Origin of the sequence: Pararoseomonas baculiformis (genome assembly GCF_017813395.1) — a bacterium.
Lineage (GTDB): Bacteria > Pseudomonadota > Alphaproteobacteria > Acetobacterales > Acetobacteraceae > Roseomonas > Roseomonas baculiformis.
The window spans coordinates 275861-285305 of record NZ_JAGIZB010000003.1 but is presented as its reverse complement, the minus strand read 5'-3'; the positions used below and the strand labels follow the sequence as shown (position 1 = coordinate 285305).

The 9445-nt window shown below is 70.9% G+C and carries 11 protein-coding genes; 8 read left to right on the top strand and 3 right to left on the bottom strand.

Annotation, left to right across the window (positions count from 1 at the left end; genetic code table 11):
- Positions 1–839 precede the first annotated feature (839 nt).
- Together J8J14_RS04855 and J8J14_RS04850 are read right to left on the bottom strand one after the other, a co-directional pair.
- Entirely contained in the window at positions 840–2129 is a 1290-nt protein-coding gene (locus J8J14_RS04855) for an NAD(P)/FAD-dependent oxidoreductase (RefSeq protein WP_209378317.1), read from the bottom strand.
- A gap of 93 nt (positions 2130–2222) precedes the next feature.
- On the bottom strand, positions 2223–2801 hold the full coding sequence (locus J8J14_RS04850) for a hypothetical protein (RefSeq protein WP_209378316.1): 579 nt from the start codon (positions 2799–2801) through the stop codon (positions 2223–2225).
- Between the two features lie 205 nt (positions 2802–3006).
- On the opposite strand from J8J14_RS04850, the gene J8J14_RS04845 reads away from it, so the two are divergent.
- The 4 genes from J8J14_RS04845 (at position 3007) to J8J14_RS04830 (ending at position 5638) form a co-directional block, all read left to right on the top strand.
- Positions 3007–3546 (top strand): hypothetical protein, encoded by a 540-nt coding sequence (locus tag J8J14_RS04845; RefSeq protein ID WP_209378315.1) that lies wholly within the window; start codon positions 3007–3009, stop codon positions 3544–3546.
- Positions 3547–3738: 192 nt separating this feature from the next.
- The gene (locus J8J14_RS04840; protein ID WP_209378314.1) at positions 3739–4110 is read left to right on the top strand and encodes a DUF6152 family protein; all 372 of its coding nucleotides are present in this window, start codon (positions 3739–3741) and stop codon (positions 4108–4110) included.
- A 15-nt stretch (positions 4111–4125) separates the two neighbouring features.
- The gene (locus tag J8J14_RS04835) at positions 4126–4590 is read left to right on the top strand and encodes a DUF2214 domain-containing protein (RefSeq protein ID WP_342452389.1); all 465 of its coding nucleotides are present in this window, start codon (positions 4126–4128) and stop codon (positions 4588–4590) included.
- 73 nt (positions 4591–4663) lie between these two features.
- Positions 4664–5638, top strand: coding sequence for a Bug family tripartite tricarboxylate transporter substrate binding protein (locus J8J14_RS04830; RefSeq protein ID WP_209378312.1), 975 nt, complete (start codon positions 4664–4666; stop codon positions 5636–5638).
- Between the two features lie 31 nt (positions 5639–5669).
- On the opposite strand, the gene J8J14_RS04825 is transcribed toward J8J14_RS04830, so the two are convergent.
- Complete coding sequence (locus J8J14_RS04825; protein ID WP_209378311.1) at positions 5670–6347, bottom strand: type 1 glutamine amidotransferase; 678 nt, start codon at positions 6345–6347, stop codon at positions 5670–5672.
- 150 nt (positions 6348–6497) lie between these two features.
- On the opposite strand from J8J14_RS04825, the gene phnF reads away from it, so the two are divergent.
- From phnF to phnH, 4 genes are read left to right on the top strand one after another with little or no spacing between them, the layout of a single operon-like run.
- On the top strand, positions 6498–7256 hold the full coding sequence (phnF, locus tag J8J14_RS04820) for a phosphonate metabolism transcriptional regulator PhnF (RefSeq protein WP_209378310.1): 759 nt from the start codon (positions 6498–6500) through the stop codon (positions 7254–7256).
- Positions 7243–8412, top strand: coding sequence for an alpha-D-ribose 1-methylphosphonate 5-triphosphate diphosphatase (locus tag J8J14_RS04815; RefSeq protein ID WP_209378309.1), 1170 nt, complete (start codon positions 7243–7245; stop codon positions 8410–8412). Before phnF ends, J8J14_RS04815 begins: the two co-directional genes overlap by 14 nt.
- Positions 8409–8870, top strand: coding sequence for a phosphonate C-P lyase system protein PhnG (gene phnG, locus J8J14_RS04810; RefSeq protein WP_209378308.1), 462 nt, complete (start codon positions 8409–8411; stop codon positions 8868–8870). Before J8J14_RS04815 ends, phnG begins: the two co-directional genes overlap by 4 nt.
- Positions 8867–9442 carry a phosphonate C-P lyase system protein PhnH gene (phnH, locus tag J8J14_RS04805; protein ID WP_209378307.1) on the top strand — a complete coding sequence of 192 codons (576 nt, stop codon included), beginning with the start codon at positions 8867–8869 and terminating at the stop codon, positions 9440–9442. The genes phnG and phnH overlap by 4 nt, the downstream gene beginning before the upstream one ends.
- Positions 9443–9445 lie beyond the last annotated feature (3 nt).

Sequence of the window (9445 nt, the reverse complement as noted above, 5' to 3'; positions counted from 1 at the left end):
ATACCGTCAGCTGCAGCAGGTTCACCACAAGGCTGAACACACCAACGGCACCAAACTGAACCCGGCACCCCGACAAAGCACTCTCAAGCGCATTCAGCCGCGGCGGTACCATCCAATGCTCCTGCTCAGGAATCAGGCGAGGCCTGTGACCATACTGGCTACCGGCCGTGCTGCGGCTCGTTAGCGGAAGATGCTCCGGAAAGCATCAAGTATTTGTGACAAAATGCATGCGGGGGCAGCTGGGCGGTCAAAGTTCCGCTGCCGAGCCGGCTCACATCCCGAAGTGCGGAGAAGGTTAGATTTTATGAACCACGCGTGCCGCCAGTTCGTAAGGGGGCTGAATACTTCGAAACCACAATGATTGACGCGGCGTGTACATGTCCACAGCGTTTGCGGAAGGCTCTTGGGCTCGCAACTCGCTCTGTTCCTGCCTTGCTGCTCTCAGAAACAGGCAAGAATGCTGCGGAGCTTTGTTCAGGAAGTCGCACTCGAATGGTGCCCGTGCATTCCTATTACCGCTGCTTCGAAGGCGCACAGGGTTAAAAACACGTAAATCCGGGGAAAAGAACAACCCGCGGTTGCGGCTTCTCGGCCGCTACGTGGGTGGTAGCTGGCTGGCTGCCAGGGCGGTTCGTATCCAGTGACCGGACAGGTCATCGCACCGACCCACTCCACTCTCCCGCACCCATCAGGACGGAACCTCCCGATCGGCAGCGATCGCAATCCGGCTTGGTGAGCACGGGGCCACGTTGAAGGAGCCACAGGCCCTTCCCCGCGCCGTGCGGTCCAGGCTTCAGGCGATCATGGCCGACGGTCCGGGCCGCACCGGCCCGGCCGGATCACGCCTGGCCGCGACGGTCGATCGCGTCACGCGCGCGCCCGGCCAGCATCCCTGCTGTCACACCCAGGCGCCAGAAGCGCTGGAAGGGGATGGCGCGGATGGGCTGGTCCGGCTGTGGAACCGGGTCCCCGCCGGACAACTCCCGCGCCAGGGCCTTGCCCAGCGCATTGGCCAGCGCGACGCCGCGGCCATTATAGCCCAGCATGGCAACCAGGCCCGGCGCGGGGCGGTGAACATGCGGCAGGTGATCGGCGGTCATCGCCAGCTGGCCGTTCCAGCCATGGGTCCACTCGGCCGTGCCCCGCAGGCCGGGCCAGAGCCGCTCCGCATGGTGGATGAGGTAGCGGACCTGGTCCGGGGAGCGGATCGCGCGCTGCGGCCCGCGCCCGCCCAGGACCAGCCGGTTCTCCTGATCCACCCGGTAGTACATCGTCACGATCCCCGCCTCATAGGCGGAGCAGCGCTGCGGCAGCACGGCGGCGGCCAGGGCGTCCGGCAGGGGCTTCGTCGCGACGATCGAGGAGAAGACGGGCACGACGCTGCGTGACAAGCCCGGCCAGAGCCCATCGCTGTACCCGTTCGTGCCGAGCACCACCTGCTCCGCTCGGAGCACGTCGCCGTTCTCCGTCTGCACGTGCCAGGCGCCTCCCTCCCGCCGCAGCCCCGTGGCGCGCGCGGGGAAGTGCAGGCGAGCCCCGGCATTCGCTGCCGCCCGAGCCAGCCCGCGGGCGAGGGCGAGCGGGTTCACGTCACCGCCGCGCCGGTCGATGAGGCCGCCCGCATATTCGGAGCTTCCGGTGAGGCTGCGCATCGCCGCCCGGTCAAGCCATTCCACCGGCATGCCGCGCGTGATGCATTGCGTGGCGCTCTCATGGACAGCCCTGGCGGCCACGTCCCCACGCGCGGCGCGGAGCGTGCCCTGCTGCCGCGCATCGCACCGGATCTGGTGCCTGGCGATCGTGTCGAACAATGCCTGCGGGGCGCCATAGGAGAGTTCGATCAACGCCGCGCCCGTGGCGGGGCCGAACCGCGCCTCGATCGCGTCCGGATCGAGCTTGAGCCCCGGATTAACCTGCCCGCCATTGCGGCCGGAGGCGCCCCAGCCCGGCTCATGGGCTTCGAGCAGCGCCACATCCCGTCCGGCCTCGGCAAGATGCAGCGCCACCGACAGGCCGGTGAAGCCGCCGCCGATCACCGCCACCTCCGCCGTCGCGCCGGGCCGCAGCGGCGCCGCCCCGGGGCCGGCCGGCGTGACATCGGCGTAGAGCGAGGGAGGCAGCGCGGTCATGTCGGACTTGAGACAACACCGGGCATGCGCACCCCGCAAGGGGCGCCCCCCCCCGCCAGGCCTGGCCGCCCCGATGATCGGGGCGCCTGTCTCTCAGGCGCTGGCCTGGTCGACGGCGTTCATGCTCATCAACCCGGCGGCGAGCCGGGTGAGGAGGCGTGCCGCGCGCAGCCGGATCGCGGCCTGCCCCTCCTGCCCATCTGGAAGGGTGCAGCCGGCCCAGGTGATGGCGGTGCCGAGGATGCGGGATTCGAGGGCGGCGGCCAGCTGCTCGGCGGAGGCATCGCGACCGAATTCGGCATCGACGGCTTCCCCCGCCTGGTCGATCTCTGCCTCCACGCGCTCGCCATCCGCCAGCACCGAAAGGATGTCCTCGGGCGGATCCACATCTTCTCCCGCAGAGGCCGCCATGAGCCCGATGGCGCCGACCAGCATGTGCATGGCGCCGGCTTCCCCGCCATCCGCCGCGAAGGCGCCATAGGCGGCGGCCAGCGCGGCTTCGCCAAGCACGGCCCGGCTTTCCTCATCCATCGCCTGGAGCATTCCGGCCGCCGGCGCGGCTTCGGCCGGCACGTCGCCATCATCCCCGGCGGGCACCAGCCGCCCTTCGGCAAAGGCGCGGCTCACCGTGGCCAGGGCATCAAAAAGCTTCAGGTCGGACGCGCTGGGCATGCAACGGAGATCCCGCATTGGTGGAACGGTCCTCCTCTAGCGCCCCTCCGGGCCGGGCGTTTCATGGCTGGCCCGGCGGGCGGCCCGGGGCAGCGCTGGTTCTGCACCCCCGCTGCCATCGCTGCCCGCCAGGGGCCGCGCTGTTACCGTGGCCCGGAGACGGCGTTCTGCACCGATGTTCCAGGCGAGAGGAAGCCGGGCCGGGATGGCACCCACGGATGAGAAGACGATCCGCATCAACCGCGCCCCGGTCCTGACTCTCTGGGCCGCTATCGTCGCGGAGCGCCTTGGCCATCCGCCGGACACAGCGCTCAGCCTCGGCAGCCATGTTGCGGGCACGGCGGCACGGGCCAAGGCCAGGCGCCTCGGCCTGGACGAGGTATCCGCCCGGGAGGAGCCGCGCGCGGCGAGCGTGGCGGAGGAACGGCAGCGGCTCCTCGGCCGCGAGATCGCCGTGACACGGGATGATGGCGGCATGCTCATGGCCGATGCCGGCGATGGGCGCCCGGTTCCGGCCGAACCGGCCAGGGCTTACCTCGCCAGGGCCTTCGGACCGAGACTGGCGGAGGCACGGGGCGCCATGGAGGCGCTTGCCGCGGGCTTCTCCCCGGAGGAGCTGAACCGGATTGGCTTCCGCCTTTATGAGGCCTTCCGCCCGGAGGTGCCGCCTGACATCAAGGGATGGGGCGCGAAGGGAAGCCTGGACCTGCAGAAGATCCGATCGGCCGGTGAGCAGACGCCCTAGCAGGCATGCTGATGCGCGCGCGGGCCTGCCGTCAGGTTCTCACCAAACCGCCTGGCACGAAGAGCCCCGCTCTCGCTCGCGATACTCTGGATGCCGGAACAACGCCGTGCATTTCACGCCGGCGCGCCGCTTTGTGAGTCGCGGAGGCAGCCCTTCTGCGCAAGCCTCGGCGCATCGGCAGGGAGCATCACAATGAACAGGCGCGCCTTTCTCGGCGGTTTGGCCGTCCTGCTCGGCGCCGGCCGCGCCCAGGCACATCACGGCTGGAGCTGGGCCGAAGCGGAGCAGATGGAGCTGACCGGCACGATCCGGGAGGTCAGCATCGCGCCCCCCCATCCGACGCTCCGGGTGGAAGGACCTGATGGCGTCTGGACTGTGGAACTGGGTAACCCGTCCCAGACAAGCCGCGCCGGCTTCGTCGAGGGCGTCGCCCGGCCAGGAGACCGCATCGTCGCACGTGGCAACCGCTCGCAGAACCAAAATGAGCGCCGAATGAAGGCCGTGCAGGTCACGGTCGGGGACCGGCGCTACGACATCTACCCGGAGCGCATCCAGGGCGGCTGATCCGGCTTGGACCTTGTGCAGCTCCTCGCCGAATCCCCGGTGGCCGCGGCGCTTCGTCGCTCTGTCATTCTCTATCCACTCGCGAACGCGTCCCACATCCTGGGGATCGCGTTGTTGGTGGGCCCTATCCTGGCGCTGGATCTGCGCCTGCTCGGCGCATTTGCCGGGGCGCCGATCGGCCTGATCGGGCCCGTGCTGGTGCGCGTGGCAGGGATCGGGCTCGCGCTGACGCTGCTGACCGGCGCGCTGCTGTTCAGCGTCCGGCCGGACGCCTATCTCGCCAACCCCGCTTTCCAGCTGAAGCTGGCGCTGATCCTGGCGGGGCTGGCGAATATCCTCCTCCTGCACCGCGCCGCCTCATGGCGCAGCGCCCTTGCCGGGGGCGGCATCTCCGCGCGGGTGAGGGCAGGGGCCGCCGCATCCGCCATGATCTGGGTTGCGGCGCTTCTCGCCGGACGATGGATCGCCTTTGTCGAATAGGCCCGCCCGCCGCGCTTGAGGCATCGGTTCGGCACCCATAGGCTCCAGCCCAGGAATCGAGCGGAGGAACGTGATGGGCAACAGCCTTTGGGACCGGATGCGGCGCTGGAGTGCGGGCCTTCTCGCGCCGCTTGTCCTCGCCCTGCCGGGCACCGCACTCGCCCAGGAGAGCTATCCCTCCCGCCCGGTGCAGCTGATCGTTCCCTATCCGCCCGGCGGCAATACGGACCTGATGGCGCGCGCCCTGCAACCCGCGCTCTCCCAGGCGCTGGGACAGAGCGTGGTGATCGTGAACCGGGGTGGCGCAAGCGGGACGATCGGCGATGCCGAGCTCGCACGTGCACGCCCGGATGGCTACACCATCGCCCTCTCCCCGAACGCGCCGCTCACCACCCAGCCGCATATCGTGCCGGTCACCTACAAGCTGGAGAGCTTCCGCTTCCTCTGCCTGGTCTATGACAACCCGCAGGTTCTCGTCCTCGGGCGGGACGCGCCCTTCCGTGACATCGCGGGGATGGTGAATTACGGGCGCGGCAAGAAGGAAGCGCTGGTCTATGGCTCGCCCGGGCAGGGCAGCACGCAGCACATCCTGGTCGCCCGGCTGTTGCGCGCCGCCGGAATCGACGGGCTGCACGTGCCCTTCACCGGCGCCGGCCCCATGGCGCAGGCGGCGCTGGGCGGCCAGATCATGGCTTTCGTCGAAAGCCCCTCGATCCCGGTCGCAACCGGGCTTCCGGTGGCCGGCGTGTTCAACGCCTCCCGCCTTTCCGCCCTGCCGGACGTGCCGACCGTGACGGAGGCGGGCTACCCGATCGTGGGCAGCTCCGCCGGCGGGCTGATCGCGCCTGCCGGCCTGCCTGACGCCGCGGCCGCCGTATTGCAGCGCGCCTGCAGCGAGGCGGTGGGAAGCGAGAGCTTCCGCACAGCGGCGGAGCGGCTGAATTCCGTGCCGAGCTACGCCACCGGCGCCGAGTTCCAGGAGCGGTTCGCGGCGGAGAGCACGGCGAACCGCAAGGTGCTGGAGGAACTCGGCATCGCGCGCGAATAGGCGCCTTTACCCGGCGCCGGCCTGAAAAACCTCAGGCCGGCGCCGGCAGTTCCACGCCGCAGCGGCGAAGCACCTCGTCCAGCAAGGCCTCCCGGACAGGCGCATGGGAGGTTTCCCGCTCCCGCGTCAGTTCGAGCTGCGCCACGGGGTCGAGTCCGGCCATCCGCTCCGGCGCGGTCATCCCGATCCAGTCGGCCACGCAGCCCGCATGTGCCTCGGGATGGAATTGCAGGCCGATGGCACGCCGGAAGGCAAAGGCCTGGATCGTGTCGTCCGCACGGGCGAGGATCTCGGCCTCCGCGGGCAGGTGCACATGGTCGCCATGCCACCGAAGCCAGGGGCCCTTGAAAACCGGGGCGGCGGCCTCGGGCAGTTCTCCCCAGCCCGCATGGAACCGGCCCGTGGCCTTCACGCTGCCGCCGATCGCCGCGGCCAGAAGCTGCGCGCCGAAGCAGATGCCGAGCACGGGGCGGTCGGCCAGCACGGCGTCCCGCAGATAGCCGGCCTGCCAGCGGATCCAGTCATCCCCATCATACACCGCCTTCGGCGAGCCGAGCGTGACGATGAAGCCGGCGCTGTCCAGTGCGCGGGCATGGGCGGCCAGCTCGGGGCCGCTGTAGGTCTCGATGCGCGCTCCTCGCCTTTCCAGGGCGGGCCCGAGCAGGCCAAGCGGCGCCAGGGAGGAATTCTCGACAACGGCGACCCGCATCCTGGCTCCGGTCCTTCTGTCCTCCCGTCGCAACTATCCCTGGGCGCCCGCCCAGTCCATCGCCGTCCCGGGACCCTCTGGCGGCGCTGTCACCGAAATGTCAGGATGAAGTCATCCGAATGAATTGGCCGGGCCGCTATAGTGCTACCCGTGACGACCGAAGATACCTCCACCGCGCCGTCCTGGCGTGATGTCCAGCAGGCCCTTGGCGCCGCCATCCGCGATGGCAGCCTGGCCCCGGGCTCCCGCCTCCCGACCGAGCCCCTGCTCATGGCCCGTTTCGGGGCCGGCCGGCACAGCATACGGCGCGCCGTCGCGGCCCTGGCCGCCGAGGGGCTGGTCCGCACGCGCCAGGGCAGCGGCACCTATGTGCGCGAGGCGCCGGTGCTGGATTACCGGCTCTCCGAACGCACGCGCTTTTCCGAGAACCTGCTGGTTCAGGGCCGCGAACCCTCCGGCCGGGCGCTGGGCGCCATCGAGGAGGTGGCGGGCCAGGACGTGGCCGAGGCGCTGCGCCTTCCGCCCGGATCGCCCGTGTTCCAGGTGCGCCGCCTGGGATTGGCCGATGGCGTGCCGGTGAACCTCTCCATCGCCTATTACCCCGCCCGCCGCTTCCCGGGGATGCTCGGCGCCTGGGAAGGCGGGGAGGGGGCGTCCGCCATCCTGGCCGCCTATGGCATCGCCGATTACCGCCGCGTGGCGAGCACCGTCCTGGCCCGCCTTCCCAGCGCCGGGGAGGCGCAACTGCTGGACCAGCATGAGGCGCAGCCCGTGCTTGTGGTGCGCAAGGTGGATGCGGATCTCTCCGGCATCCCCATCGCCTGTTCCGAAACCATCTGGGCCGCGGAGCGCGTGCAGCTCTCGGTCGATCATGCCCCGCGCGAGGAGGACCCCCATGTGGATCGCTGACATCCGGCTGGCGTTGCCGGACCGCGTGGTGCCGCGCGCCGCGCTGCGCATCGAAGGCGGCCGCATCGCCGAGATCGTGGAAGGCGCGCCGCGTGGCCCCGCGCTGGACGGCGACGGCCTTCTGCTCATCCCCGGCCTCGTGGACCTGCATGGGGACATGATCGAGAAGGAGGTGGAGCCGCGCCCCGGCGCAGCCTTCCCGCTGGACGTGGCGATCGGAGAGCTGGATGCGCGCCTCGCCGCCTCCGGCGTCACCACCGCCTATGCGGGCCTCTCCTTCGCGGAGGGGAAGGCGAAGCATATCCGCACCGAGGAGCGCGCGCGCGGCGTGATCGAGGCCGTGGCGCGCATGCGGGACAGCCTTCGCGTGGACCTGCGCGTGCATGCGCGCTTCGAGGTGACAAACCTGCGCGCCGAGCCCGTGCTGCGGGACCTGGTGGCGCGCGGCCTGGTCGGGCTTGTCTCCCTTACCGACCACACGCCGGGCCAGGGCCAGTTCCGGGACGTGGAGCAGTATGTGCGCTGGCAGTCCCACGCCTATGGCGAGGACCCCGCGGCGGCGGCGGCGCGCGCCCAGGAGCGCATGGGCGCCCCCCGCGCCTGGGATGTGGCGCGTGGCGTGACCGCCCTTGCGCGCGAGCAAGGCCTGCCCATTGCCTCCCATGACGATGACACGGCCGAGAAGGTGCGCCTGATGCGCGAGCTCGGCGCCACCATCAGCGAGTTCCCGGTGACGCTGGAAGCGGCCGAGGAAGCCCGGCGGCTCGGCATGACGACCCTGATGGGTGCCCCCAACGCGCTTCGCAACGCTTCCATGACCGGCAATGCCACCGCGCGCGCCGTCATGCAGGCCGGGCTGCTGGACATGCTCGCGGCGGATTACCACCAGGGGGCGATGCTCCCCGCGGTGCTCGGCTGGGTGCGCGAAGGGCTGGTGCCGCTGCACGAGGCGGTGGCGCTGGTCACGTCCAACCCCGCCCGCGCGGCGGGGCTTGCGGATCGCGGCACGCTGCTGCCCGGCCAGCGGGCCGATCTGGTGCTGCTGGATGACAGCGGCGCGGCCCCGCGCGTGCGCGCCGTCTGGCGCGCTGGCCAGGTGATCCATTCCGATGGCTGGTCGGCCCGCGCCGCCGCGCAGGTGGCGGAGGCGGCATGAGCGCGGCCCTGCAAGACGCTGCCGTGGCCGAACGGCAGCACTGGATGGGCGTGCTGGCGCGCGCCGGAGCGGACGCCATCGATGCGCGGCTGAAGGAGCTGCCGGCGCTGCCGCCCCATGTGCGGCTGCGCGGCCCGGAAATCGGGCTGACCATGCTGCGCGGCCGCGCCGGAGGCGATGGCGCCCCCTTCAACCTGGGCGAGATGACCGTGACGCGCTGCGCGGTGCGATTAGAGGATGGCGCGGTGGGCCACGCCTATCTCGCCGGGCGCGACCTGCGCGGGGCGGAACTGGCCGCCGTGCTGGACGCCCTGCTTCAGAACCCGGCGCGGCGCCCCGCGCTGATGGCGGCGGTGATCGATCCGCTGGCGGCGGAGCAGCAAGAACGAAAGGCGTCTATGGCACGGAAGGCCGCCGCGACGCGGGTGCGGTTCCTGACCATGGCGAATATGCGATGAGCGGCCTTCTTCCCGGCTTCGCCGACCCTGTGCTGGACGCGCAGTCCTCCTTCCGCGCCGTGCTGGAGGCGATGAGCCGCCCCGGGCGCGTGCAGCGCCTGCCCCGCGCGCCGTCGCCACCCGCGCCGCTCGGCGCGGCTGCCGGCGCCGTGCTGCTGGCACTGGTGGACTCCGCCACGCCGCTGTTCATCGATGCCGGGGCGGATGCGGTGGAATGGGTGCGCTTCCACGCGGGCTGCCCGATCGTGCCAGGCGCGGGGGAGGCGGAGTTCGTCCTCTGCACCGGCACGGCACCGCGCCTTGCCTCGCTTCGGCAGGGTACGGACGAGGAACCGCAGGGATCCGCCACGCTGATCCTGCAGGTCGATGCGCTGGAGGAAGGCACTGGCTGGCGCCTGACCGGCCCCGGGATTGAGCGCGAGCACGGGCTGCGCGTGCGCGGCCTGCCCGAGGGCTTCCTTGCGGAGTGGAAGGCGAATGGCGCGCGCTTTCCGCGCGGCGTGGATGTGATCCTGTGCGACGGCGACCGGATCGCCGCCCTGCCGCGCAGCCTGCGGATCGAGGAGGGCTGAGCC

Excerpts from the sequence above, each read along its gene's own strand:
- phnG (WP_209378308.1), top strand. The coding sequence starts at position 8,409 with ATGAGCGCGGCCCTGCAAGACGCTGCCGTGGCCGAACGGCAGCACTGG.
- J8J14_RS04830 (WP_209378312.1), top strand. The coding sequence starts at position 4,664 with ATGGGCAACAGCCTTTGGGACCGGATGCGGCGCTGGAGTGCGGGCCTT.
- J8J14_RS04825 (WP_209378311.1), bottom strand. The coding sequence starts at position 6,347 with ATGCGGGTCGCCGTTGTCGAGAATTCCTCCCTGGCGCCGCTTGGCCTG.
- J8J14_RS04840 (WP_209378314.1), top strand. The coding sequence starts at position 3,739 with ATGAACAGGCGCGCCTTTCTCGGCGGTTTGGCCGTCCTGCTCGGCGCC.
- J8J14_RS04815 (WP_209378309.1), top strand. The coding sequence starts at position 7,243 with ATGTGGATCGCTGACATCCGGCTGGCGTTGCCGGACCGCGTGGTGCCG.
- J8J14_RS04855 (WP_209378317.1), bottom strand. The coding sequence starts at position 2,129 with ATGACCGCGCTGCCTCCCTCGCTCTACGCCGATGTCACGCCGGCCGGC.
- phnH (WP_209378307.1), top strand. The coding sequence starts at position 8,867 with ATGAGCGGCCTTCTTCCCGGCTTCGCCGACCCTGTGCTGGACGCGCAG.
- J8J14_RS04845 (WP_209378315.1), top strand. The coding sequence starts at position 3,007 with ATGGCACCCACGGATGAGAAGACGATCCGCATCAACCGCGCCCCGGTC.
- J8J14_RS04850 (WP_209378316.1), bottom strand. The coding sequence starts at position 2,801 with ATGCCCAGCGCGTCCGACCTGAAGCTTTTTGATGCCCTGGCCACGGTG.